This window comes from Ralstonia mannitolilytica (assembly GCF_905397375.1).
Taxonomy (GTDB): Bacteria; Pseudomonadota; Gammaproteobacteria; order Burkholderiales; family Burkholderiaceae; genus Ralstonia; species Ralstonia mannitolilytica.
Window position 1 is genome coordinate 117,335 of sequence record NZ_CAJPVG010000009.1, and the last position, 23,275, is coordinate 140,609.

The window sequence follows — 23,275 nt, forward strand, 5'->3', positions numbered from 1 at the left end:
AGGATTCCCCAAGTCGTCTTCGGCGCTCGCCCGACTTGTCATTCTCCCCGCAAGGCCTCTTGATTGAGCCGCTTCGCTTTCAGCTGCAAACCGGTCGTCTGGATTCACGAGACGGCCGCCTGCGCTTGTAACCTGCGCCGGGCTGTCCTGTCGGCGCGATTCTCCCGTTAGGGCCTTGCTGATGACAAAGCGACTTGGAGCGTGGATCAGGCGCTCCGTTTGCCAGGTGGCGGTGCGCGGCGCGATGGCGGCGACGCTGGCGTTCTCGGTGGCCGGAGTGCCGGCCAGCGCGATTGCGCGAGATACCACGAATCTCAACGCCGGGCTGGGAACCATTCGCGTCGCAGATTTGCCCAACGAGGCGCAGCGCACGCTCGCGTTGATTGAGCAGGGCGGCCCCTTTCCGTATGCGAAAGATGGCACCACCTTCGGCAATTATGAGCGACGTTTGCCGGCGCAACGGCGCGGCTACTACCGCGAATACACCGTCAAGACGCGCGGTGCCCGCAACCGGGGCGCCAGGCGCATTATCTGCGGCGGCGATCAGCAGGCGGCCAACGACTGCTATTACACGGAAGATCACTACAACAGTTTTCAACGGATACAGCGATGACGACCAACATGTTTGGGCTGGACGACTCGCTCACCGCACGCGATGAGCGCGTGGCCCGCGAAGCGTGGCACAAGGCGCAAAATCTGTACGACGGCGTGGTCGGGATGCAATCCCTCGGCGCACGCCTTGGGGGTGCGACGGCAAAACCGCCGCAGACGAGCATGACGCAGGACATTACCAAGACGGACGACGGAGGCCGCGAAGACGCCATGAACCTGTTCAAGACCGTGCGTCCGAACATCGTGCAGTCGATTCGTGCGTTTCGCGTGGCGGACCTGGCCGAATCGGCGGCAAGCCTGGGCCAGCACTTCCTGTACGCCAACTGTTCGGCGGCCACCACGAAGAGCGAAGTGCTGGACGTCATCGCGCGCGAATTCCTCTTTCCCAAGCATTTCGGGAAGAACTTCGATGCGCTGGCCGATTGTCTGACCGACATGATCTACAAGGCCGGCCCGCAACCGGGTTTCGTGATCGTGCTCGAGGGCCTGCCGTGCCAGCCCAAGTTCGACAAGGAAGCGCGCGAGACGCTGCTGGATGTGTTTCGCGATGCGGCCGAGTTCTGGGCGGAGCGGAAGGTGCAGTTCCGCGTGTTCTACTCTTTCGCCTGAGGCGGCCGGCCAGTTCCTCGGCGTAGCGATGAAAAAGCCCGCAACTGCGGGCTTTTTTGCGTCTGGTGAACGCTGCGGCTCAGGCCGCGCGCTTGTTGCGGCGGATGCGGTCGAACCAGACCGCGAGCAGCAGGATTCCGCCGCGGATCAGGTACTGATAGAACGTCGGGACGTTCATCAGGCTCATCGCGTTCTGCACGGATCCCATGATGAGCACACCGACGAGGACGCCCGAGACCGTCGCCACGCCGCCCGTCAGCGAGACGCCGCCCAGCACGCAAGCGGAAATCACGCCGAGCTCCAGCCCGACCGACGTCTTCGGGTCGCCCAGGCTCATGCGCGAGGCGAGCATCACGCCGGCAAAGCCCGTCACCAGGCCCTGCAGCACGAACACGGCGATCTTGATGCGCATGACCGGCAGGCCGGCCAGCAGGGCCGCCTCCTCATTGCCGCCCACGGCCAGCACGTTCTTGCCGAAGACGGTCTTCTTGAGCAGGAAGCCGAACAGCGCGAAGCCGACGATGTTGCTCCAGATCGGGTAGGAGATGCCCAGGAACGCGCCGCCGCCGAGATCGAAGAAACGCTCTTCGGAAATCATCACCGCGTCGCCGTTGGAGGTGATGTAGGCGAGGCCGCGTACGACTTCCATCATGGCCAGCGTGACGATCAGCGAGTTGATCTGGTACCGCGCCACGAGCACCCCGTTGACCAGCCCGACCAGGCCGCCGGCCAGCACGCCCGCCGCCACGCCCAGCATCACGCTGTGCGTGGCGGTGATGAGCGTGGAGGCGACCACGCCCGCGAACGCGACGATGGACGCGACGGACAGGTCGACCTCGCCGAGCGCGAGCACGAACATCATCGTCACCGAGATCGAGCCGATGAGGGTGACCGACAGCAGCAGGCCCTGGATGTTGCGGCTGCTCACGAAGCCCGGCACGGTGAAGGCGAGGGTCGCAAACAGCAGCAGGAACACCACGACGATGCCCGATCGGTTGACGAGTTCCCACGCCAGGGTGGCGCGGTTGCCGAGGCGCGGAGGTGCCAGCGATGGCGCGCCCGGCACAGGTTCGGTGGATGGCGTTTGCATAGGTTCGGTTTCCATGGTCGTTGCGCGGCCCGTGAGTGGCGCGCCTTCAGCGTGGCAGCGCGAGTTTGATCAGTGCGTCGGGCGTGGCGTGCTGCCTCGGCAGATCGCCGACGATGCGGCCTTCCTTCATGACGAGCACGCGGTCGGCCACGCCGATGACTTCGGCCAGGTCGCTCGACACGACGATGACGGTGCGCCCGGCCTCGGCCAGGCCGTAGAGCAGGCTGTAGATCTCGCTGCGGGCGCCGACGTCGATGCCGCGCGTGGGCTCGTCCATCAGGAAGACGTCGATGTCTTCGGCCAGCCAGCGCGACAGGATCACCTTCTGCTGGTTGCCGCCCGAGAGCTTGCCGATCGGCGTGTCGCCGTTGCGCGTCTTGATGGCAAGCTTGTCGATGAACGCCTTCGTGGTCCGCGCCTCCTGCCGGTTGTTCAGCACGTTGAAGCGGCTGAAGTGGCGCCGGCAGCTGATGTTGAGGTTGTCCGACACCGAGGCGATGGCGACGATGCCTTCCTGCTTGCGGTCTTCCGGACAGAGGGCGACGCCGGCGCGCACGGCATCGCGCGGCGTGCTGAACTGTACGCGCCTGCCTTTGAGGTGCACCTCGCCTGCGGTCGGCTTGACTGCGCCGTACAGCAGCTTCATCAATTCCGAGCGCCCCGCGCCGACCAGCCCGAAGAAGCCCACGATCTCGCCGGCGCGTGCCGTGAACGAGGCGGGTTCGCGCAGGCCCGGGCCCATCAGGCCGCGCACGTCGACCTGCACCTCGCCGAGCTGGCGTGGCCGGTAGCCGTAGACGTCCTGGATGTCGCGGCCGACCATGCCGCGGATCAGCCGTTCGCGGTCGAGGCCCGCGCCGGCGTCGAACGTGTCGATGCGCCGGCCGTCCCGGAACACGGTGACGCGGTCGCACAGCTCGTACACCTCTTCCATGCGGTGCGTCACGTAGATGACGGCGCGGCCTTCGGCCCGCAGCGCGCGGATGATGCGGAACAGCTGCTGCGTCTCGCGCGAGGACAGCGAACTCGTCGGCTCGTCAAATGCGATGACGCGCGCATCGCGCATCAGCGCCTTGCCGATCTCGATCATCTGGCGCTGGCCGATCGACAGGTGCTTGACCGGCTGGTTCGGGTCCAGCTTCTCGCCGAGGCGTTCGAGCTCGCGCAGCGCACGCGCCATGAGCGTTTTCTCGTCGAGCACGCCGAGGCGGTTGGGCAGCGCGCCGAGCATCAGGTTTTCGGCCACCGTCAGCTCCGGCACGAGGTGCAGTTCCTGGTAGATGATCGCAATGCCCGCCGCGATGGCCGCGCGCGTGTTCGTGAACTGCTGCGGCACGCCGCCGAGCGACAGCGTGCCGTCCTCCGGTTGGTTGACGCCCGACAGCACCTTGAGCAGCGTCGATTTGCCGGCGCCGTTCTCGCCCATCAGGCCGTGCACCTCGCCGCGACGGATGTCGAGCGATACGTGGTCGAGCGCCAGCACGCCAGGAAAGCGCACGGTGATGCCGTCGAGCTTCAGATAGGCGCCAGCGGAAGCGTCGGCCGGACCGCTCGCATCAAGTGATTGGACTGTCATCGATTGCTCTTTGCGGATGCGCGTGGGGCGCGGAGCAGGCCCGCGCCGCGCGTTGCATCAAATGCCCAGTTCCTTGCGCACCTCCTGCCAGTTGCTGCGCGTCATCAGCTTGCCGGTGGTCTGCGTATCGGCGGGCGGCTGCTTGCCGGTCTTGATCCACTGGACGAGGTTGGCGGCGCTGTCCTTGCCGTGGCTCGTCGAACTCACGGCGATCGTGCCGAAGAAGCCTGTCGGTTCCTTGCGCTGGAACTCGGCAAACGCCTCCCCCGCGCCGTTGATGCCGACGCCGATCACATCGGCCGCGGGAATGTGCAATTGCTCGGTCGCCCGCACGCCGCCCAGCACGGTTTCTTCGTTGAGCGCGAAGATCACCCACTTCTTGATGTTCGGATGCTGCGCCAGCACCGGCGACGCCGCATTGAAGCCGCCTGCGTCATCGGTGGTCTTCTGCGGCGCGTCGAAGATGTTCTCCTTCTTGAAGCCGCCGGCCAGCAGCGTCTGCGTGGCGCCGTCGGTGCGCAGCTTGGCGGTCGGCAACTCGTAGTTGGTGATGCGCAGCGCGCCGACCTCTTCGGGTTTCCAGCCGCGGCGCTTCATCTCGTCGGAGATGGCCTGGCCGACCTGGTTGCCGATCTTGAAGGCGGACATGCCGAGGTGCGGCACGTCGGCCAGCGGCTTGCCGGACGAATCCACGAGTTGATCGTCCACGGTGACGAACTTCATGTCATAGCGCTTGGCGCGCGCCTTGATGGCCGGGCCCAGGCGCACGTCGGGCGCACAGATGACAAAGCCCTTGGCGCCTTGCGCGCCGAGGTTGTCGATGGCGGACAGCACCTTCTCGCCATCGGGCGTACCGATGTTCACGACCGTGAAGCCTTCCTTCTTGCCGAGATCCGTGGCGGCCTTCTGCTCGTTGATGAACCAGGCCTGCTCGGGCATCTTGACCAGGAAGCCGATCTTGAGCGGCTCGTCTGCATGGGCGGGCAGGCTGGCGGCCAGCGACCCCAGGCACAGGGCAGCGGCCAGGGCGGACAGGGTCAGCCGGCGAAGTTTGTGTTGCATGGTTTGTCTCCTCGTTGGTATGGCTCTAGTGGCACGACGTACTGCGGTGTGACTTCAGGGCTCGAACGGTTCGACCAGGTGGCGCCGGCCGAGCAGCATGGCGTCGGCCACGTGCTGCAGCGGGCGGACGTCCACGTCGCTCTGGCCGGCGTGGATCAGCTCAAGAAAGCGGGCGTACAGGCTGGGGTATTCGCGCTCCGGGCCGATCTCGATACCGACCCGGTCGATGGTCAGTTCCTTGCCGCCATGCGCGAGCCGCAGCGTGCCGTCACGCGTGGCGACTTCGATCTGCCAGAGCTCGCCGGCATCGTGGCGCCAGTCGAACTCCGCGTGGATGGGCGTGCCGCGCGCATCCGTAAAGTTGAGGTTCGCGGCAATCGGCGTTTGCTGGTTGGCGGGTACCCACAGCTCGGCGGACTCCAGGAAGAACGCGCGCGGCAGGATGCGCGTCAGGATCGACAGCGCGTTGATGCCGGGGTCGAACACGCCCAGCCCGCCTGGTTCCCAGATCCACTGCTGGTTCGGGTGCCAACGGCGCACGTCTTCCTTCCATTGCACGTCTACCGAGAAGATGGCCCGCTCAGCAAGCCACGCGCGTGCCGCCTCGACCCCCGGGGCGTGGCGCGAATGCCAGGACGCGAACAGCGTGCGGCCACGTTCGCGTGCCATCTGGGCGAGGAGGCCGACTTCGGACACGCTGGCGCCGGGCGGCTTCTCCAGCATCACGTGCTTGCCGGCGGCCAGTGCCGTGCGGGCTTGCGCAAAGCGCACCTGCGGCGGCGTGCACAGCGATACGGCCTGCAACTCCTGCTCGGCGGCCAGCATGGCCTCGAGCGACGTGTAGTGCCGCAGCCCCTCCACACGCGAATGCGGGCTCGCACACGCTGCCAGGCTGAATCCCGGTTCTGCGGCCAACGCCGGCAGGTGCTGATCGCGCGCGATCTTGCCCACACCGACGATGCCGATCGACACCTGCGTGAGTTCTCGGTGCATGGTCTATCGCCCCCAGCGCAGCACGAGCGGATCGAGCCGCCGCGCAATGTCGATCAGGCCGCGCCGCGTTTCCGGATGCATCGGCGGCAACGGGTGGCGCGGCGCCTCGCACGCGATCACGCCGCCTTCCTTCATCAGCGCCTTGGCGGCGAGGAGGCCGGCCTGGCGGTTCTCGTGATTGATGAGCGGCAACCAGCGCTGATAGCGCTCGAAGGCTAGGTCGAGCTGCCCTTGGGCGTGCGCCTCGATGATCGGCCGGATGCCGTCGGGATACGCGCCGCCGGTCATGCTGCCCGTGGCGCCGGCGTCGAGATCGGCCAGCAGCGTGATGGCTTCTTCGCCGTCCCACGGGCCTTCCACCGCGTCACCGCCGAGGCGGATCAGTTCGCGCAGCCTGGCCGCAGCCGCGGGCGTTTCGATCTTGAAGTAGGCCACTTGCTCGATCTCGCGGGCCATGCGCGCGAGGAAGGCGGGCGACAGCACCGTGCCGCTGGCCGGCGCATCCTGGATCATGATCGGAATGTCCACCGCGTCGGACACGCGCGCGAAGAATTCGTAGATCTGCGCTTCTGGCACGCGGAAGGTGGCGCCGTGGTACGGCGGCATCATCATCAGCATGGCGGCGCCCATGTCCTCGGCGCGGCGGCTGCGCTGTGCGCACACCTGGCTGCTGTAGTGCGACGTTGTGACAATCACCGGCACGCGGCCCGCCACGTGCTCGAGCGCCGTGCGGGTGAGCACTTCGCGCTCGTCGTCGGACAGCGAGAACTGCTCCGAAAAGTTGGCCAGGATGCACAGGCCGTCCGAGCCCGCGTCGATCATGAAGTCGATGGCACGCTTCTGGCTGGCGAGGTCGAGCTCGCCGGTTTCTGTGAACGTGGTGGGCACCACCGGAAAGATGCCCTGATAGCGCGGCTTGCGGGTCATGGAATCTGGAATGGGAGGAAGTCAGCGAACGTGTTGCGATCAGCGTGCAGGCCGCGCCGTCAGCAGGGCGCGCACGACAAACGTCATCATCACGGCAAACACGAGCGCGGCGGCGAGGAAGTACAGGCCGGCGGACAGGCTGCCCGTGGCGTTCTTGATGACGCCGATGCCGTAAGGGCCGAAGTAGCCGCCCAGATTGGCCAGCGAATTGATGGTGGCGATGCCGACCGCGGCGCTCGCGCCTGTCAGGAACTGCCCCGGGAGCGCCCACACCACGGCCTGGATCGCATAGGCCGCAAACCCGAAGAGGCACAGGCAGGCCAGTTGCAGCGCGGGCGTTTGCGCCCACGCGCTGGCCGCCATGCCCACCGCAGCCAGCGCCGACAGGGCGGCGATATGCCAGTACCGCTCGCCCGTGCGGTCCGAATGGCGCGGCACCAGGAGCAGGCCCACCACGGCAAACAGATATGGCACCGCCGACAGCACGCCCGTGGTGGCATCGCTCACGCCAAACTGCTTGATGATGGTCGGCAGCCACAGCGAGAGGCCGTAGATGCTCAGGGGAAACGGCAGGAACAGCAGCGCCAGCGCCAGGACGCGCACATCCTTGAGCGCCTTGAGCGGGTTGCCGTGCGACTTCAGCGCATAGGCGGCGTGGTCTGCGGCCAGCTCGTGCTCGATCCACGCGCGGTCGGCGGCGGGCAGCCACCGTGCATGCGCCGGGGATTCCGGCAGCACGCGCAGCGTGGGCAGGCACAGCAGCACAGCCGGCAAGCCGCTCCACACGAACAGCATCTGCCAGCTCGACAGCCCGAACGCGCCGGGCACCGACAGCAGCCACCCTGCCACCGGCCCCGTGATGATGAGCGCGATGGGCTGCGCCAGCACCAGCAGGCCGACGATGCGTGCGCGATGGCGCATCGGAAACCACTTGGTCAGGAAGTAGAGGATGCCGGGGTACAGGCCGGCTTCGGCCGCACCGAGCAGAAAGCGCAGCACGTAGAAGCTGACGGGCCCGCTCACCAGCGCCATGGCCATGGTGATCACGCCCCAGGTGAACAGGATGCGCGCGAACCAGCGGCGCGCGCCAAAGCGTTCCAGTGCCAGGTTGCTCGGCACTTCACACAGGAAATAGCCGACAAAGAACAACCCTGCGCCCAACCCGTAGGCCGCATCGCCGATACCGACCGCCGCATTCATGTGCAGCTTCGCAAATCCGACCACCGAGCGGTCGATATACGCCACCACGTAGATGAGCGCGAGAAACGGCATCAGCTTGCGCGTGAGCATGCCGATGATGCGCTGCTCCTGCGAGGCGTCGGCCGGGTTGGTGTGGGCGGTGCGGGCCGAAGTCGGCGTGCTGACGGTTTGAGTGGTCGCCATGTGTGCCCTCGGCTCAGTGGGAGTGGCGCGGCACGGCCGCGCCCCGGCAGCCGACCAGGAAATCGAGGTCGCAGCCTTCGTCGGCCTGCAGCACGTGGTTGACGTACAGGCGCTGGTAACCTCCCGCTTCGCCGTGCGAGCGCTGGTGCGGGTAGGCCGCCAGGCGGCTGGCGAGTTCTTCAGGCGAGATGTCGAGGTGCAGCGTGCCGGCCTCGCAGTCGAGTTCGATCCAGTCGCCGTCCTGCACGGCCGCGAGCGGTCCACCGGCGGCGGCTTCGGGCGCCACGTGCAGCACCACCGTGCCGTAGGCGGTACCGCTCATGCGGGCGTCGGAGATGCGCACCATGTCCTTCACGCCCTGACGCAGCAGCTTGGGCGGCAGGCCCATGTTGCCGACCTCAGCCATGCCCGGATAGCCCTTCGGTCCGCAGTTCTTCATCACGAGCACGGAGCTGGCATCCACCTCCAGGGTTTCGTCGACGATGCGCTCCTTGTAGTGCTCGAGATTTTCGAACACGACGGCGCGGCCGCGATGCTTGAGCAGCTCCGGACTCGCCGCGGAGGGTTTGAGCACCGCACCGCGCGGCGCCAGGTTGCCACGCAGCACGCGGATGCCGCCGTCGGCGATCAGCGGCTTGCTGAGCGGGCGGATGACTTCGTCGTCGGTGATGGGCGCGTCCTTGACGTTCTCCCACAGGGTCTTGCCGTTGACCGTCAGCGCGTCGGGATGCGGCAGCAGCTTGGCCTCGCCCAGGCGGCGCAGCACGGCTGGCAGGCCGCCGGCGTAATAGAACTCCTCCATCAGGAAGCGGCCCGAGGGCATCAGGTCAACGATGGTCGGCGTGTTGCGCCCGATGCGCGTCCAGTCTTCGAGCTCGAGCGGCACGCCGATGCGCCCGGCAATCGCCTTGAGGTGGATGACCGCATTGGTCGAGCCGCCGATCGCTGCGTTCACGCGGATGGCGTTCTCGAACGCTTCGCGCGTGAGGACCTTCGACAGCGTCAGCCCTTCCAGGGCCATCTCGACGATGCGGATGCCCGACATGTGCGCCAGCACGTAGCGCCGCGCATCCACCGCCGGGATGGCCGCGTTGTGCGGCAGCGAGGTGCCCAGCGCCTCCGCCATGCACGCCATGGTGGACGCCGTGCCCATCGTGTTGCACGTGCCGGCCGAGCGCGACATCCCCGCTTCGGCCGAGAGGAAGTGATGCAGCTCGATCTCGCCGGCCTTGAGCGCTTCGTGCAGTTGCCACACGGCGGTGCCCGAGCCGATGTTCTTGCCGTCGAGCTTGCCGTTGAGCATCGGCCCGCCGGTCACCACGATGGCCGGCACGTCGCAGCTTGCCGCGCCCATCAGCAGGGCCGGCGTGGTCTTGTCGCAGCCGGTGAGCAACACCACCGCGTCGATCGGGTTGCCGCGAATCGCCTCTTCGACGTCCATGGCCGCGAGGTTGCGTGTGAGCATGGCGGTCGGGCGCAGGTTCGATTCGCCATTGGAGAACACCGGAAACTCCACCGGAAATCCGCCCGCTTCGTAGATGCCGCGCTTGACGTGCTCCGCCAGCTTGCGGAAATGCGCGTTGCACGGCGTGAGCTCCGACCAAGTGTTGCAGATGCCGATGACCGGGCGGCCGTCGAACTCATGATCGGGAATGCCCTGGTTCTTCATCCAGCTCCGGTACATGAAGCCGTTCTTGTCGGCAGTGCCGAACCATTGGGCCGAGCGCAGCTTGGGTTTTGTTTCCGCCATGGGTGCGTGTGGGACGGACGCGCGCAATACTGGCGGCGCAGCATGCAGAAGCCGCGGCGCGTCCGTTGTCTCCGGTGTGGTTGTGGTTTTGATCGCCCCGAGTGTACGGAGGGCCCTGATATCCTTCCAATGAAATATTGGCCCCTATCGATATCCAATCCGATATCCCAGGAACACTCCGATGTCGAACACCAGTCCGTGGTACGTGCGTGCGCGCCTGAAGACGCGGCAACTCCTGCTGCTTATTGCGCTGGCTGAGGAAGGCAACATCCACCGCGCCGCCGCGGTGCTCAACATGACGCAGCCGGCCGCCTCCAAGCTGCTGCGCGAGCTCGAGGCGATGCTCGACGTGCCGCTGTTCGAGCGCATGCCGCGCGGCATGCGGCCGACGCGCTATGGCGAAGCGTTGATCCGCCACGCACGCGCGGTGGTCGGCAGCCTGGACCAGGCGCAGGAGGAAGTGCTGGGCCTCAAGGCCGGCCACCTTGGTCATGTGGCGGTGGGCACGATCACGTCGCCGGGCGTGCGGCTGCTGCCGCCGGTGGTGGCGCAGGTCACGCGCGAGCACCCGGGGCTGCGGGTGTCGCTCGAGATCGAGAACAGCAACGTGCTGCTGGAGCGCTTGGCGCAAGACAAGCTCGACCTTGTCGTCGGCCGGCTGTTTGCCGAGCACGACAAGCTGCACCTGCGCTACGAGCCGCTGGCCGACGAGCCGGTGGTGGCAGTCGCCCGCCCGGGGCATCCGCTGCTGGCCGCGCCGAGCCTGACGCTGAACGATGTGCAATCGGCCACATGGGTGGTGCCGCCCATCGGCAGCGTGCTGCGCCATCGGTTCGATCTCATGTTCCAGCGCGCCAGCCTGACCGCACCGACGAGCGTGGTGGAGACCTCCGCGCTGCTGTTCCTCACGCGCATCCTCGAGCAGAGCGACATGCTGGCCGTGATTGGCGTCGACGTCGCGCAGTACTACGCGTCGTATCGCATGGTGGAGATCCTGCCGCTGCCGATGCCGTGCCAGATGGACGACTTCGGCATCATCACGCGCACGGACCGGTTGCTGTCGCCCGCCGCGCTGCACGTGGTGGAAGCCTTGCGCGCGGCGGGGCGGGCGGCGTACGGCGCGGCGTGATGCAGCCTCGGCCTGAAGACAAGAAAAGCCCGCGCTTGCGGGCTTTCTGCTGTGGGGGCTTGCCGCTCAGGCGTTGGGCAGCGTGCCTTGCGGCGTCAGGTGGTTTACCGCCTCGGGCAGGCCTTCCGCGAGCTGGTCGGCAAGATCGCTTTCGTTGATTCCGAAGCTCGACGCGAGTTGCGACAGGGCGCCCGTGCCGCCCAGCGCCTGTGCGATCTGTTCGCCGGACACCGGCAGGTTTTGCCCGTTGCCGATCCACGACTTCACCTGTTCGCCCAGGCCGGCCTGCTCCAGGATCTGCTGCAGCGGGCCGATGCCGGCCGGGGCTGCCGCATCGACGGCAGCCGCATGGTCGGCGTTGCCACCGCCAAGCAGCCCGCCTAGCAGGCTGCCCAGGCCACCTGCGCCGGCCCCGCCGAGCAGGCTGCCAAGGGCACCCGCGCCACCGGCTGCACCGAGCAGGCCGCCGAGCGAACCGAACAGGCCGCCGCCCTGGTCCGCCTGGGCCTGCGGCGCAGCGTCGTCGGCACCTTGGGACCGGTGCTTCATCGCCAGGTACGCCAGCACGCCCACGGCGAGCAATAGCTTCTTGTTGCCGAGCAGGGACGATGGCGCGCCATTGGCGTCAGTGCCGCCGAGGATGGAATCGAGTAGACCCATGATGAAGCTCCTTTGGTCAGTGGCGGGCAAAGGGAGAAAGCCCGCCGGGGTGAGATCAAACGGTCAAGGTGTTGTCGTCAGAGCTCAAAACTCGCCAAGTACGGCGTGCAGCGCGGACACGGCCACCAGCGCAGCCGATTCCGTTCTGAGAATACGTCGTCCAAGTGTCAGTGGTAAGAAACCGGCAGCCTGGACAAGCGCTTCTTCGTCGGGGGAAAGGCCGCCTTCGGGGCCGATCAGCACAACGATGCCCGCAGCTTCGATGCGTGCGCGGGATTGCGCCGCCCACTGCGTGAGCGATTGCGTGCCGCGCGGCGACAGCAACACGCGCGGTGTGTCGGTCGAGCGGGCGGCAGCCAGCCACTCGCGCAGCGTGGCGATGGGTGCGACGCTTGGCACGCGCGCACGGCCGCATTGCTCGCATGCGGCCTGTACGAGCGCCTGCCAGTGCTGCACGCGTTTGACGGCGCGTTCGCCGGAGAGCCGCACCACGCCGCGCTCGGTCTGCAGCGGGGCGATGGCGTGCACGCCAAGCTCGACGGCTTTTTCGATCAGCCAGTCCATCTTGTCGCCGCCGGCGATGCCCTGGGCGAGCGTCAGGTGATAGCGTGCTTCGGTATCGGGTTGCGTCGCCTCTGCGAGGGTGGCGGTGGCATCGCGCTTGTTGATGGCGTCGAGCCGCGCCCGGAATTCCTGGCCGGAGCCGTCGAACAGGCAGACGTCATCGCCCACGGCCAGGCGCAGCACATGGATATGGCGCGTCACCGGTTCAGGCAGCGCGACGGTGGTGTCCGGGGCGAGCGGGGTGTCGACGTAAAAGCGGGGAAGCCCCATTTGAAGCGGTCCTTGTGGTGAATCCGGTCAGGCGATCAGGCAATCAGGCGGCTGCGGCGGGGCGGCAGGCCAGGCCCCAGCGGTAGCCGTCGGGGTCGCGCACGGCGGCGTAGCGTTCGCCCCAGAAGGCGTCGTGCGGGGCCATGACCGACGTGGCGCCCTGGTTCAGCGCGCGCTGGTAGACGGCATCGACGTCTTCGCAATACAGGTGGAAGTTCTGCGGGCATTCAAAGCCCGCGCTGGCCGGCGCCTTGGCGGTGGAGCCGAAGGCGCCCTCGGGGGCGAACATCAGCGTCAGTTCACCGTGGTAGGTCATCTCGACGTGGATCGGCCTGCCATGGTCATGAACTTCGTCCTGCACATCGAAACCGAACGCGTTGCGATAGAAGCTGATGGCGGCCGACGCGTCGCGCACGGTCAGGTAGGGCACGAGCCACGGTGTGTTGGCGGGGCGGGGGATGCTCATGGCGGGCTCCTTGTTCGGCTCAGGGCAACCAGGGACGACTAGTGTAGAGCGCCCGCCACGACACAATCAAAAAGAAATCAAAACACCTCGCTGGTGGGCGGCACGTTGCGCGCGCGCCCGCCGCTGCGTGCGACTTCATCGATGAGCCATTGGCGGAACAGCGCAAAGCCGGGGTGTTCGGCAGCCTGGTGCGGGTGGATCAGGTAGTACGACAGGCGCAGCGACGCCTCGGTCGCCAGCGGGCGCGTGAGCCGGCCGGCGGCGATGTCGTATTCGACGAGGATGCCCTGGCCGAGCGCCACGCCGTGGCCGTCGATCGCGGCCTGCAGTGCCATCAGCGCTTCGGAGAATGCCGGGCCGCGCGTCGCGTCGATCTGGCGCACGCCCACCTCGTCGAGCCATTGCTGCCAGGTGGGGTGGTGCGCGAGGTGGCGTCCGCCGCGTTCGTGCAGCAGCGTATGGGCGGCCAGGTCCTGCGGCATGCGGATGGCCGCCTGCAGCGCAGCGTTGCAGACGGGAAAGAAGTCGGTGGAGGTGAACCATTCCACGCGCAGGTTCGGCGCATTGACCTGGCGGTCGTCGATGCACAGGTCGAACTGGCCGTGGTCCTGCACGTCGGCGGTGGAGACCTCGACGCGCACATGCGGATGCTGGTTGAAGAAGCGATACAGCCGCGGAACCAGCCACTTGGCGCCGAAGGTCGGCGGGACGGCCACGCGCAGGGGCGCATCGGCGGTGTCCATCAGCAGGTCGGTGGCCTGCTCGAGTGCGCGCAGGGCATCGCGCACACGGGGCAGGTAGTTCTCGCCGGCGTCTGTCAGCGTGAGCTGGTTGTTGCGGCGGGCGAACAGCTTTTTCCCCAGATGATCTTCGAGCTGCTTGATCTGGTGGCTGACGGCGGCATTGGTGACGCAAAGCTCGCCTGCGGCCCGGCTGAAACTGAGGTGACGGCCCGCGACTTCAAAGACGCGCAATGCATTGAGGGGAGGGAGGCGCCGTGGCATGCGTTCTCGTTAAGAAAAATTTAACGTCTCGCGAAGAATTTGTAGTTTGCCACGCTTCGGGCACGCCCACTACAAATACGCCCGGGGACGGCGACGATGCCTGGTGTGTGCCTCCAGCGATCTCGAACCGCGCGGCGCGCCGGACCCCGTCCTACAAAAACATTTCAGGAGACGTCATGAATCGAACCACCGCTGTTCGCGGGATGCTTGCGTGCGCGATTGCGCTGGCAGGCTGGACCGCTCCCACCTTCGCCCAAACCAACGTCACGCTGTACGGCCGCGTGGCTGCCGGCATCGACTACCAGAACAACGTGGCCCCCACGTCCACGTCGCCGGGCGGCAGCCTCTGGCGCGGCGCCGACAACCAGTGGGGAACCAGCATGTTCGGCCTCATGGGCAAGGAAGACCTGGGCGGCGGCCTGCAGGCGGTGTTCCGGCTCGAATCCGGTTTTGGCGCGAGCAAGGGGCGCACGAACGGCGATGCGCTCTTCAACCGCCGTTCGTACGTCGGCCTGTCCAGTCCGACCTGGGGCACGCTGACGGCCGGCAAGAACCTCTTCATCAGCAACGACGTCTGGTTCCTCGACCCGACCGGCCAGCAGTTCATCGGCTCGGCCACGCTCGTGCGCGGGCGCAACTGGCCGGGCGCGAACAACATCGTTGAGTACCAGAGCCCGACCTGGGGTGGCTTCCAGATCGGCCTGCAGACCGGGCTGGGCGAACAACCGGGCTCGTTCAGCAACGGCCGCCGCGATGGCGTATCGGCCGTCTACAAGACCGGCCCCGTGGAGGTGCGCGCGATCTACGACGTGATCCGCGACGGCAACGGCAAGTTCAGCGACATCTTCAACTTCTCGAAGGAAGCGACGATCGGCGGCACGTACACCATCGGCAAGGCGAAGCTGTTTGCCGTGTATGAAAACCTGTCAGCGCCCGATGCCGTGGCCGGTGCCCCCACCAAGGCGCACCACTACTGGCTTGGCGTGAACTACGAGGTGACGCCGGCGCTGACGCTGATCGGCGCGGCATACCGCGTGAATGTGAACCATGGCGGCGGCAACGCGAACCTGTTCATGGCCGGCGCGAACTACAACCTCTCGAAGCGCACGATGCTGTACGCGAGCGTCGGCACGGTGCAGAACAGCGCCAACGCCAACTTCTCGGTGGAAGCGACCAACAACAACCCGGCGCCGGGCAAGAACCAGCTGGGTGCCTATACGGGTATCGTTCACTCGTTCTAAACCCGCGGCTCCACTCCCCTAGCAATGCCACGCATGAACATCCTCACCATCGATACAGGTACCACCAACACGCGCGTCACGGTGTGGCGTGATGACGTTGCACTCTGCCAGGCCGCGCGCCAGGTGGGGGTGCGCGACACCGCCATCACCGGCAACCGGACGACGCTGCAGCGCGGCGTGCAGGACACCATCGAAGCCGCGCTGCAGAGGGCCGGCTTCGGCATCGGCCAGGTCGACCTCGTGCTGGCCTCCGGCATGATCACCTCCAACGTCGGCCTGCACGAGGTGCCGCACCTGGTGGCGCCAGCCGGGCTGCGCGACCTGGCAGCGGGGATGGTGCAGGCCAGCATCCCCGAGGTGTGCGCCAAGCCGATCTGGTTTGTGCCCGGCGTGCGCAATCCGGTGGACAACCTCGGCCTGCACAACATCGAGTCGATGGACATGATGCGTGGCGAAGAGGTCGAGACCATGGGCCTGGTCTCGCGCCTCGGGATCAACGAACCGGCGGTGATCGTGCTGCCGGGCTCCCACTCGAAGTTCGTACACCTGGACGCCGACCAGCGCATCACCGGTTGCGTGACGACGCTCGCCGGCGAGCTGCTGCACGTGATCACGCACAACACCATCCTGGCCGATGCGCTGGATTCCGACTTCGCCAGCGAGGTCGATCCGGAGATGCTGCTCGCCGGCGCGCGCAGCGCCAGCAGCATCGGCCTCGGGCGTGCCTGCTTCATGGTGCGCACGCTGGGCCAGTTCACGATCTACGAGCGCAATGCGCGGGCGAACTTCCTGCTGGGCGCGGTACTGGGCGCGGATCTGCTCACGCTCAAGAACAGCAGCGCGATCCGCATGAATCCGGGCACGCAGTTCGTCATCACGGGCAAGCCGCTGCTGCGCGAAGCGCTGGCCGTGCTGGTGTCGGAGGACGACTTCTTCTCCGGCAAGGTCACGGTGACGAGCACTGAACAGCAGGAACACCTGGCCGGCAGCGGCGCGATCGCCATCGCCCGCGAGCGTGGCCTGGTGAAGACATTGAAGGTGGCGCAGGGCTAGCGCTCCGCACCGCCAGACTTTCATCCAACGCAAGACAGGTGCCGCCAGGACGGCATCGCAAGGAGACAACATGCAACAACAACGACGCGGGACATTCAAGGCCATTGCGGCCGCCACACTGTTCGCCATGGCAGGCGGCCTTTCGGTCTTTGCCCACGCAGCCGATGACGTGAAGATCGGCTTCCTGGTCAAGCAGCCCGAAGAGCCGTGGTTCCAGGACGAATGGAAGTTCGCAGACCAGGCTGCCAAGGAGAAAGGCTTCAAGCTGGTGAAGATCGGCGTGCCCAGCGGCGGCGAAGTGCTGACCGCCATCGACAACCTGGGCGCGCAGCACGCGCAGGGCTTCGTGATCTGCGTGCCCGACGTGAAGCTCGGACCGGCGGTCGTCGCCAAGGCCAAGCAGAACAACCTCAAGCTGATGACGGTGGATGACCGGTTGGTCGACGGCGCAGGCAAGCCGATCGAAGCCGTGCCGCACATGGGCATCTCGGCCACGAAGATCGGCGAACAGGTGGGCGATGCCATCGCGCAGGAGATGAAGAAGCGCGGCTGGAACCTGTCAGAGGTTGGCGCCATCCGCATCGCCTATGACCAGCTGCCGACCGCCAAGGAACGCACCGACGGCGCCGTCGCCGCGCTCACCAAGGCAGGCTTTCCGGCCGCCAACGTGCTGACCAGCCCGCAGGCCAAGACGGATACCGAGGCCGCGTTCAACGCCGCCAACATCACCCTGACCAAGAACCCGAAGTTCAAGCACTGGATTGCCTTCGGCCTCAATGACGAAGCCGTGCTGGGCGCCGTGCGTGCGGCGGAAGGCCACGGTGTGAAGCCGGCAGACATCATCGGGGTTGGCATCGGCGGCAGCCAGTCGGCGCTCAACGAGTTCGCCAAGCCTGAGAAGACCGGCTTCTTCGGCACCGTGTTGATCAGCCCGAAGCGTCACGGCTACGAGACCTCGGTCAACATGTACGAGTGGATCAAGAACAACAAGGCGCCGGACCCGCTCATCCTGACCAGCGGCCGCCTGATGACGCGCGAGAACGAGAAGCAGGTCCGCCAGGAGATGGGTCTGTGATCCTGCGGACGACGTTGTTGAAGGAGACTTGCCATGTCGGCGTTTCTTGAGTTTCGTGGCATCAGCAAGGTGTTTCCGGGTGTGCGGGCGCTGTCCGATGTGTCGTTCGGCATCGAATGCGGTCGCGTGCACGGCTTGCTGGGCGAGAACGGCGCGGGCAAGTCGACGCTGTTGAAGATCCTGGGCGGCGACTATCAGCCCGATGGCGGGCAGATCGTCGTCGAGGGAACGCCGACGGCGTTTCCGACCACGCGCGCGGCGCTGGATGCCGGCATTGCGGTCATCCACCAGGAGCTGCAGACGGTGCCCGAGCTGACGGTGATGGACAACCTGCTGCTCGGCCACCTGCCGGCCAGCGGCGGGTTCATCCGTCAGCGCGAGGCGATGGCGTGGACGCGCGAGCAGCTCGGCCGCATCGGCGTCGACCTGGACCCGCGCGCCAAGCTGAAGCACCTGTCGATCGGCCAGCGCCAGATGGTCGAGATCTGCAAGGCGATCCTGCGCGATGCGCGGGTGATTGCGCTGGACGAGCCGACGAGTTCGCTGTCGATCCGGGAGACCGACATCCTGTTCCGCCTCGTGAAAGACCTGCGCGCGCAGGGCCGTGCGCTGATCTACATCTCGCACCGGCTCGATGAGATTTTCGAGCTGTGCGATGGCTGCACGATCTTCCGCGACGGCCGCAAGGTGGCGGATTTCCCGTCGATGACCAACGTCACGCGCGACGAGCTGGTGGCGCAGATGGTCGGCCGCCAGATCGACGACATCTTCGATTACCGCGCGCGGCCGCTGGGCGAGGTGCGCTTGCGGGTGGATGGCCTGATGGGCCCGAAGCTGGCTGAGCCGGCAAGCCTGTCCGTACGCCGCGGCGAAATTGTCGGCTTGTTCGGGCTGGTGGGCGCAGGGCGCTCGGAACTGGCGCGGTTGATCTACGGGGCAGATCGCAAGACGGCGGGCAGCATCACGCTCGACGGCGCGCCGATCCGCATCCGGGATGTGGCCGATGCCATCCGCCAAGGCATCGTGCTGTGCCCGGAAGACCGCAAGGAAGAGGGCATCATCGGCTGCCGCTCGGTGTCGGAAAACATCAACATCAGCTGCCGGCGCAACCAGCGCCGCTTCGGCCTGTTCGTCAATGACCGGCAGGAAGCGAAGACGGCCGATCACTACATCACGCGCCTGCGCATCAAGACGCCCAACCGCGAGCAGCCGATCCGCCTCCTGTCGGGCGGCAATCAGCAGAAGGCGATTCTGGCGCGCTGGCTGGCCGAAGACGACATGCGCGTGCTGATCATCGACGAGCCCACGCGCGGCATCGACGTTGGTGCCAAGAACGAGATCTACCAGGTGCTGTACGAGCTGGCCGAACGCGGCGTGGCCGTGCTGATGATTTCCAGCGAGCTGCCGGAAATCCTCGGTGTGGCCGACCGCGTGCTCGTGATGAGCGAAGGCCGCATCGCCGGCGAATTGCCGCGCGAACAGGCCAACGAGCAAGCCGTGCTCAAGCTCGCGCTGCGGCCAGAGTCCGCGCCGTTGCCGTCCGCACCTTTGCCGCCGCTGGCGGCATGAGAACCCCGGAGTCCAAGATGTCCCAGTCTCAACCCCTGCAACATTCCGATGCGCTCGCCGCATCGGCACGCTCTGCCATGAACAAGACGCGCCTGCTTCGCCTGCTGGACGATTTCAGCCTGCCGCTGATCTTCGCCATTCTCTTTGCCGCGCTGTCGTTCTCCGTCGAGTATTTCTTCTCGTGGCAGAACATGGTCGGCCTCGCGCTGTCCGTCTCGCAGATCGGCATGGTTGCCTGCACGATGATGTTCTGTCTGGCGTCGCGTGATTTCGATCTGTCGATCGGCTCCACGGTGGCGTTTGCCGGCGTGCTGTGCGCCATGATCATCAACGCCACAGGCAGCATTGCACTCGGCATTGGCGCGAGCCTGGTGGCGGGCGCGATCATCGGCGGCATCAATGGTTTCGTGATCGCCAAGCTGAAGATCAATGCGCTGATCACAACGCTGGCCACGATGGAAATCGTGCGGGGCCTCGCTTTCATCGCCTCGCACGGGCAGGCGGTGGGCGTGTCCGACATGGATTTCTTCGACCTCGGCAACACGATCTTTTTTGGTGTGCCGACGCCGGTGTGGGTCGCGGCGCTGTGCTTTGTCGTGTTTGGTGTGCTGCTCAACAAGACGATCTACGGCCGCAATACGCTGGCGATTGGCGGCAACCCGGAAGCCGCGCGGCTGGCCGGCGTGAACGTCAACATGACGCGCATCGTGATCTTCCTGATCCAGGGCGTGATTGCCGCGCTGGCCGGCGTGATCCTGGCGGCGCGCATCACCAGCGGCCAGCCGAATGCGGCGCAAGGCTTTGAGCTGAACGTGATTTCGGCCTGCGTGCTGGGCGGCGTGTCGCTGCTCGGCGGCCGCGCAACCATCAGCGGGGTGCTGGTCGGCGTGCTCATCATGGGCACCGTGCAGAACGCGATGAACCTGCTGAACATCGACGCGTTCTATCAGTACCTCGTGCGCGGCGCGATCCTGCTGGCAGCGGTGCTGGTCGACCAGTTGAAGAACCGTGGCGGCTGTGAGTGAGGCCGTGCAGATGACAACCGCAACCACGCTGTCCGATCTGCGCTGCACGCTGGGCGAAGGCATCGTCTGGGACGACGCCCTGCGCGTGCTCTGGTGGACCGACATCCAGGAATCGCTGCTGTGGCAGCACGATCCGGCGACGGGGCAGGAGCGCCAATGGCCGCTGCCGCAACGCGTCGGCTCTTTCGTGCTGACGGACGAGCCCGGCGTGCTGATCCTGGGCCTTGCCAAGAACATCGCCCGCTTCGACACGCGCACCGGCACGCTCACGCTGCTGGCTGACGTCGAATCAGACAACCCGACCACGCGCATCAATGACGGTCGCGCAGACCGCACCGGCAATTACGTCTTCGGCACCTTGCATGAAGGCGGCCCCGAACCGACTGGCAGCTTCTACCGCTTCACGCCGATGGGCGTGCTGCAACGCCTGGCGCTGCCCTCCATCGCGATTGCCAACAGCATTGCCTTCAGCCCCGACGGCGGGACGATGTACTGGTGCGATACGCCGAGCCGCCGCATCCACGCGTGCGACTACGACGGGCAGACCGGCGCAGTCGCCAATATTCGCGTCTTCGCCGATCTGCGTGACCAGGATGCCGATGGCGCCCACAAGGGCTCGCCCGATGGCTCGACCGTCGACGCAGACGGCTGCCTGTGGAATGCCGAGTGGGGCGGCAACCGCCTGACGCGCTACGCACCGGACGGCCGCGTGCTGGCGCGCGTGTCCGTGCCGGCATCGCAGCCCACATGCCCTGCATTTGGCGGCGAAGCGCTCGACACGCTGTATCTGACGACGGCGCGCGACGGCTTGTCGGCGCGCCGCCTGGCAGAAGACGTGCATGCCGGCGCGACGTTGCAGCTTGCCGTGCCGGACGTACGCGGATTGCCGGAGGGCCGGTTCGGCCATGCCTACGTTGCAGCTTGAAAACGGCACGCTACGCGCCGAGGTATTGCCCGAAGCCGGTGGCGGCTTGCTGCGTTTCGATCTGCTGCGTGACGGCGATGTCGCGCCGATCTTCCGGCCGGGGACATCAGAAGCCGCGCTGCACGATCCGAGAGCGCTCGCCTGTTTTCCGCTCGTGCCGTGGTCCAACCGCATCGGCGGTGGGCGCTTCCAGTTCGAGGGGCGGACCATCGACGTGCCGGGCACGCGTGACGACGAAGCGTATCCGCTGCACGGTCACGGCTGGCTGATGCCGTGGGAGGTGGTCTCACAAACGGACACGTCGGTCGAACTCGCCGCAACGGTCCACCACGGCCGCCCCTTCCGCTACCTGACGACGCAGCGCTACACGCTCGCGGGCAACACGCTGGAAATCTCGCTGACGGTACGCAACGAAGGCGCGCCGCTGCCGTTCGGGCTGGGCGTGCATCCGTTCTTTCCGCGCACGCCGGATGTTCGGTTGCTCGCCAGCGCCACGGCCATGTGGGAATCCGCATCGGACCATCTGCCGACGGTTCTGCAGGCGCCACATGCAGATGCAGACTTTCGCAAGCTCCGGAAGCTCGAAGCCAACGCCGCCATCAATCACAGCTTTGAAGGCTGGGATGGCCACGCCGAGATCGTCTGGCCCAGCCGCCGCGTGTCTGTGCAGATCACGGCCGACACGTCGCGCTATGTGCTGTACACCCCAGCCGGGTACGACTTCTTCTGCTTCGAGCCGGTCGACCACGCCATCAACGCGCACAACTTACCCGGCCTGGCGCAAGACCACGGGCTGACGGTTCTCGGCACGGGTCAGAGCCTGCAGCGCAGCTATCAATTCACCGTGATCCGAACTGACGCATGACTGTTTCTCCGATGTCTTTTCCGCCGCGTCTTGCCGGCAAGGTCGCCTTGGTCACGGGCGCCACGCAAGGCATTGGCGGCGCGATTGCCAAGCTGTTCGCGCAGCACGGCGCGCGCGTGATCGTCAACGCGCTGGTGCGTGACGCGCGCGCCGAAGCCTTTGCCGCCGAAATGGGCGACAGCGTTGGCGACGACAACATCCTCCTCGTGCAAGCCGACGTGCGCGACCGCGCCCAGATCGACGCCATGGTCGCTGCCGGCGTCGAGCGCTTTGGCGGCATCGATGTGCTGGTCAACAACGCCGGTATCAACGTGTTTTCCGATCCGCTCGCGTTGAGCGAGGACGACTGGGCGCGCTGCCTTTCCGTCGATCTGGAAGGTGCGTGGCATTGCGCGCGTGCCGTGCTGCCGCACATGCTGGCGCGCGGGGCGGGCAGCATCGTCAACATCGCGTCGGTGCACGGGCACAAGATCATTCCGGGCGCGTTTCCGTATCCGGTGGCCAAGCACGGGCTGATCGGGCTCACGCGTGCGCTGGGTATCGAATATGCGGCGCGCGGTATCCGCGTCAATTCGATTTCGCCGGGACTGATCCTCACGCCGATTGCCGAGGCCGGCTTTGCCGCTGCCCCCGATCCGGAAGCCGAACGCCGCCGCCAGGCCGAGCTGTTGCCGTGCAAGCGCATCGGCGAGCCCGAAGAAGTGGCCTACACCGCGCTGTTCCTCGCCTCCGACGAGGCGCGCTTCATCAACGCGACCGACATCCTCATCGATGGCGGCCGCTCGCAGCTCTATCACGAATGACCTGGACAACCCACCTTCCGCTGATTGCCATCCTGCGCGGCATCCGGCCTGACGAGGTGCTCGCGCACACGCAGGCGCTGGTCGATGCCGGTTTCGACGCCATCGAAATTCCGCTGAACTCGCCCGACTGGGCGCAGAGCGTGCAACTCGCCGCGCGTGCCTTTGGCGACCGCGCGCTGATCGGCGCGGGCACCGTGCTGCGCGCCGAAGACGTTGACCTGATGGTCGCGGCCGGCGGCAAGCTGGTCGTCACGCCCAACACGCATACGCCGGTGATCCGCGCTGCCGTCCACGCCGGCCTCGTCACCTGTATCGGCTGCATGACCGCCACCGAGGCTTTTGCCGCGCTCGACGCAGGCGCGCAGGCGCTGAAGATCTTCCCGGCCGGCAATCTCGGGACCGGTTATGTCCGGGCGCTCAAGGCCGTGCTGCCCGCTGACGTGCCGGTATTTGCCGTCGGCGGCATCACGCCGGAGAACCTTGCCGATTACCTTGCCGCCGGCTGCATCGGCGCCGGGCTCGGCAGCGACCTGTATCGCCCCGGCCAGCCCGCCGAGCGCACCGCCGAACGCGCGCGCGCCTTTGTCGCGGCCTACCGCGCCGTCCAATCTGTCCGCACCTGAA

The 23,275-nt window shown here is 66.6% G+C and carries 23 protein-coding genes; 12 read left to right on the plus strand and 11 right to left on the minus strand.

Annotated features, from left to right (window positions below; all coding sequences use genetic code 11):
- The first annotated feature begins 181 nt into the window (after nt 1-181).
- Entirely contained in the window at nt 182-613 is a 432-nt protein-coding gene (locus tag KHN96_RS16885; RefSeq protein WP_062737963.1) for a ribonuclease, read from the plus strand.
- The gene (locus tag KHN96_RS16890; protein ID WP_045785996.1) at nt 610-1,221 is read left to right on the plus strand and encodes a barstar family protein; all 612 of its coding nucleotides are present in this window, start codon (nt 610-612) and stop codon (nt 1,219-1,221) included. The genes KHN96_RS16885 and KHN96_RS16890 overlap by 4 nt, the downstream gene beginning before the upstream one ends.
- Before the next feature lie 79 nt (nt 1,222-1,300).
- On the opposite strand, the gene araH (KHN96_RS16895) is transcribed toward KHN96_RS16890, so the two are convergent.
- From araH (KHN96_RS16895) to KHN96_RS16925, 7 genes are read right to left on the minus strand one after another with little or no spacing between them, the layout of a single operon-like run.
- Nucleotides 1,301-2,311, minus strand: coding sequence for an L-arabinose ABC transporter permease AraH (gene araH / locus KHN96_RS16895; RefSeq protein WP_062737962.1), 1,011 nt, complete (start codon nt 2,309-2,311; stop codon nt 1,301-1,303).
- Between the two features lie 46 nt (nt 2,312-2,357).
- Complete coding sequence (gene araG / locus KHN96_RS16900; RefSeq protein ID WP_045785998.1) at nt 2,358-3,887, minus strand: L-arabinose ABC transporter ATP-binding protein AraG; 1,530 nt, start codon at nt 3,885-3,887, stop codon at nt 2,358-2,360.
- A 57-nt stretch (nt 3,888-3,944) separates the two neighbouring features.
- A complete protein-coding gene (locus tag KHN96_RS16905) occupies nt 3,945-4,949 on the minus strand; it encodes an arabinose ABC transporter substrate-binding protein (protein ID WP_062737961.1) in 1,005 nt (334 codons plus the stop codon).
- 54 nt (nt 4,950-5,003) lie between these two features.
- Entirely contained in the window at nt 5,004-5,942 is a 939-nt protein-coding gene (locus KHN96_RS16910; RefSeq protein WP_062737960.1) for a Gfo/Idh/MocA family protein, read from the minus strand.
- A 3-nt stretch (nt 5,943-5,945) separates the two neighbouring features.
- Nucleotides 5,946-6,869 carry a dihydrodipicolinate synthase family protein gene (locus KHN96_RS16915; protein WP_062737959.1) on the minus strand — a complete coding sequence of 308 codons (924 nt, stop codon included), beginning with the start codon at nt 6,867-6,869 and terminating at the stop codon, nt 5,946-5,948.
- Nucleotides 6,870-6,908: 39 nt separating this feature from the next.
- Nucleotides 6,909-8,252, minus strand: coding sequence for an MFS transporter (locus tag KHN96_RS16920; protein WP_062737958.1), 1,344 nt, complete (start codon nt 8,250-8,252; stop codon nt 6,909-6,911).
- A gap of 13 nt (nt 8,253-8,265) precedes the next feature.
- Entirely contained in the window at nt 8,266-10,002 is a 1,737-nt protein-coding gene (locus KHN96_RS16925; RefSeq protein WP_062737957.1) for an IlvD/Edd family dehydratase, read from the minus strand.
- A gap of 181 nt (nt 10,003-10,183) precedes the next feature.
- On the opposite strand from KHN96_RS16925, the gene KHN96_RS16930 reads away from it, so the two are divergent.
- A complete protein-coding gene (locus KHN96_RS16930) occupies nt 10,184-11,131 on the plus strand; it encodes a LysR family transcriptional regulator (protein ID WP_045786004.1) in 948 nt (315 codons plus the stop codon).
- Between the two features lie 66 nt (nt 11,132-11,197).
- On the opposite strand, the gene KHN96_RS16935 is transcribed toward KHN96_RS16930, so the two are convergent.
- The 4 genes from KHN96_RS16935 to gcvA all read right to left on the minus strand — a co-directional run bounded on the left by KHN96_RS16935 (nt 11,198) and on the right by gcvA (nt 14,095).
- Complete coding sequence (locus KHN96_RS16935) at nt 11,198-11,791, minus strand: YidB family protein (RefSeq protein ID WP_115044081.1); 594 nt, start codon at nt 11,789-11,791, stop codon at nt 11,198-11,200.
- An 84-nt stretch (nt 11,792-11,875) separates the two neighbouring features.
- The gene (locus KHN96_RS16940; protein WP_045786006.1) at nt 11,876-12,625 is read right to left on the minus strand and encodes a 16S rRNA (uracil(1498)-N(3))-methyltransferase; all 750 of its coding nucleotides are present in this window, start codon (nt 12,623-12,625) and stop codon (nt 11,876-11,878) included.
- A 43-nt stretch (nt 12,626-12,668) separates the two neighbouring features.
- A complete protein-coding gene (locus tag KHN96_RS16945; protein WP_045786007.1) occupies nt 12,669-13,091 on the minus strand; it encodes a VOC family protein in 423 nt (140 codons plus the stop codon).
- A gap of 77 nt (nt 13,092-13,168) precedes the next feature.
- Nucleotides 13,169-14,095 (minus strand): transcriptional regulator GcvA, encoded by a 927-nt coding sequence (gene gcvA / locus KHN96_RS16950; RefSeq protein ID WP_062737956.1) that lies wholly within the window; start codon nt 14,093-14,095, stop codon nt 13,169-13,171.
- Between the two features lie 176 nt (nt 14,096-14,271).
- Between gcvA and KHN96_RS16955 the strand changes: the two genes are divergently transcribed.
- The 9 genes from KHN96_RS16955 to KHN96_RS16995 all read left to right on the plus strand — a co-directional run bounded on the left by KHN96_RS16955 (nt 14,272) and on the right by KHN96_RS16995 (nt 23,274).
- Entirely contained in the window at nt 14,272-15,336 is a 1,065-nt protein-coding gene (locus KHN96_RS16955; protein ID WP_062737955.1) for a porin, read from the plus strand.
- A gap of 33 nt (nt 15,337-15,369) precedes the next feature.
- Nucleotides 15,370-16,389, plus strand: a complete 1,020-nt coding sequence (locus KHN96_RS16960) for a 2-dehydro-3-deoxygalactonokinase (protein ID WP_045786010.1) — start codon at nt 15,370-15,372, stop codon at nt 16,387-16,389.
- A gap of 70 nt (nt 16,390-16,459) precedes the next feature.
- Nucleotides 16,460-17,464, plus strand: coding sequence for an arabinose ABC transporter substrate-binding protein (locus tag KHN96_RS16965; RefSeq protein ID WP_045786011.1), 1,005 nt, complete (start codon nt 16,460-16,462; stop codon nt 17,462-17,464).
- Between the two features lie 33 nt (nt 17,465-17,497).
- Complete coding sequence (araG, locus tag KHN96_RS16970) at nt 17,498-19,033, plus strand: L-arabinose ABC transporter ATP-binding protein AraG (RefSeq protein ID WP_115044079.1); 1,536 nt, start codon at nt 17,498-17,500, stop codon at nt 19,031-19,033.
- A 17-nt stretch (nt 19,034-19,050) separates the two neighbouring features.
- Complete coding sequence (gene araH / locus KHN96_RS16975; RefSeq protein ID WP_062737953.1) at nt 19,051-20,058, plus strand: L-arabinose ABC transporter permease AraH; 1,008 nt, start codon at nt 19,051-19,053, stop codon at nt 20,056-20,058.
- A gap of 10 nt (nt 20,059-20,068) precedes the next feature.
- The gene (locus tag KHN96_RS16980; RefSeq protein WP_062737986.1) at nt 20,069-20,983 is read left to right on the plus strand and encodes an SMP-30/gluconolactonase/LRE family protein; all 915 of its coding nucleotides are present in this window, start codon (nt 20,069-20,071) and stop codon (nt 20,981-20,983) included.
- A complete protein-coding gene (locus KHN96_RS16985) occupies nt 20,964-21,848 on the plus strand; it encodes an aldose 1-epimerase (RefSeq protein WP_062737952.1) in 885 nt (294 codons plus the stop codon). Before KHN96_RS16980 ends, KHN96_RS16985 begins: the two co-directional genes overlap by 20 nt.
- The gene (locus tag KHN96_RS16990; protein ID WP_062737951.1) at nt 21,845-22,651 is read left to right on the plus strand and encodes an SDR family oxidoreductase; all 807 of its coding nucleotides are present in this window, start codon (nt 21,845-21,847) and stop codon (nt 22,649-22,651) included. Before KHN96_RS16985 ends, KHN96_RS16990 begins: the two co-directional genes overlap by 4 nt.
- Nucleotides 22,648-23,274 carry a 2-dehydro-3-deoxy-6-phosphogalactonate aldolase gene (locus KHN96_RS16995; protein ID WP_045786014.1) on the plus strand — a complete coding sequence of 209 codons (627 nt, stop codon included), beginning with the start codon at nt 22,648-22,650 and terminating at the stop codon, nt 23,272-23,274. The genes KHN96_RS16990 and KHN96_RS16995 overlap by 4 nt, the downstream gene beginning before the upstream one ends.
- Nucleotide 23,275 lies beyond the last annotated feature (1 nt).

What these genes read in the sequence shown, in the direction of transcription:
- KHN96_RS16885 (WP_062737963.1), top strand. Translation starts at nt 182, where the DNA reads ATGACAAAGCGACTTGGAGCGTGGATCAGGCGCTCCGTTTGCCAGGTG.
- KHN96_RS16890 (WP_045785996.1), top strand. Translation starts at nt 610, where the DNA reads ATGACGACCAACATGTTTGGGCTGGACGACTCGCTCACCGCACGCGAT.
- araH (WP_062737962.1), bottom strand. Translation starts at nt 2,311, where the DNA reads ATGCAAACGCCATCCACCGAACCTGTGCCGGGCGCGCCATCGCTGGCA.
- araG (WP_045785998.1), bottom strand. Translation starts at nt 3,887, where the DNA reads ATGACAGTCCAATCACTTGATGCGAGCGGTCCGGCCGACGCTTCCGCT.
- KHN96_RS16905 (WP_062737961.1), bottom strand. Translation starts at nt 4,949, where the DNA reads ATGCAACACAAACTTCGCCGGCTGACCCTGTCCGCCCTGGCCGCTGCC.
- KHN96_RS16910 (WP_062737960.1), bottom strand. Translation starts at nt 5,942, where the DNA reads ATGCACCGAGAACTCACGCAGGTGTCGATCGGCATCGTCGGTGTGGGC.
- KHN96_RS16915 (WP_062737959.1), bottom strand. Translation starts at nt 6,869, where the DNA reads ATGACCCGCAAGCCGCGCTATCAGGGCATCTTTCCGGTGGTGCCCACC.
- KHN96_RS16920 (WP_062737958.1), bottom strand. Translation starts at nt 8,252, where the DNA reads ATGGCGACCACTCAAACCGTCAGCACGCCGACTTCGGCCCGCACCGCC.
- KHN96_RS16925 (WP_062737957.1), bottom strand. Translation starts at nt 10,002, where the DNA reads ATGGCGGAAACAAAACCCAAGCTGCGCTCGGCCCAATGGTTCGGCACT.
- KHN96_RS16930 (WP_045786004.1), top strand. Translation starts at nt 10,184, where the DNA reads ATGTCGAACACCAGTCCGTGGTACGTGCGTGCGCGCCTGAAGACGCGG.
- KHN96_RS16935 (WP_115044081.1), bottom strand. Translation starts at nt 11,791, where the DNA reads ATGGGTCTACTCGATTCCATCCTCGGCGGCACTGACGCCAATGGCGCG.
- KHN96_RS16940 (WP_045786006.1), bottom strand. Translation starts at nt 12,625, where the DNA reads ATGGGGCTTCCCCGCTTTTACGTCGACACCCCGCTCGCCCCGGACACC.
- KHN96_RS16945 (WP_045786007.1), bottom strand. Translation starts at nt 13,091, where the DNA reads ATGAGCATCCCCCGCCCCGCCAACACACCGTGGCTCGTGCCCTACCTG.
- gcvA (WP_062737956.1), bottom strand. Translation starts at nt 14,095, where the DNA reads ATGCCACGGCGCCTCCCTCCCCTCAATGCATTGCGCGTCTTTGAAGTC.
- KHN96_RS16955 (WP_062737955.1), top strand. Translation starts at nt 14,272, where the DNA reads ATGAATCGAACCACCGCTGTTCGCGGGATGCTTGCGTGCGCGATTGCG.
- KHN96_RS16960 (WP_045786010.1), top strand. Translation starts at nt 15,370, where the DNA reads ATGAACATCCTCACCATCGATACAGGTACCACCAACACGCGCGTCACG.
- KHN96_RS16965 (WP_045786011.1), top strand. Translation starts at nt 16,460, where the DNA reads ATGCAACAACAACGACGCGGGACATTCAAGGCCATTGCGGCCGCCACA.
- araG (WP_115044079.1), top strand. Translation starts at nt 17,498, where the DNA reads ATGTCGGCGTTTCTTGAGTTTCGTGGCATCAGCAAGGTGTTTCCGGGT.
- araH (WP_062737953.1), top strand. Translation starts at nt 19,051, where the DNA reads ATGTCCCAGTCTCAACCCCTGCAACATTCCGATGCGCTCGCCGCATCG.
- KHN96_RS16980 (WP_062737986.1), top strand. Translation starts at nt 20,069, where the DNA reads ATGACAACCGCAACCACGCTGTCCGATCTGCGCTGCACGCTGGGCGAA.
- KHN96_RS16985 (WP_062737952.1), top strand. Translation starts at nt 20,964, where the DNA reads ATGCCTACGTTGCAGCTTGAAAACGGCACGCTACGCGCCGAGGTATTG.
- KHN96_RS16990 (WP_062737951.1), top strand. Translation starts at nt 21,845, where the DNA reads ATGACTGTTTCTCCGATGTCTTTTCCGCCGCGTCTTGCCGGCAAGGTC.
- KHN96_RS16995 (WP_045786014.1), top strand. Translation starts at nt 22,648, where the DNA reads ATGACCTGGACAACCCACCTTCCGCTGATTGCCATCCTGCGCGGCATC.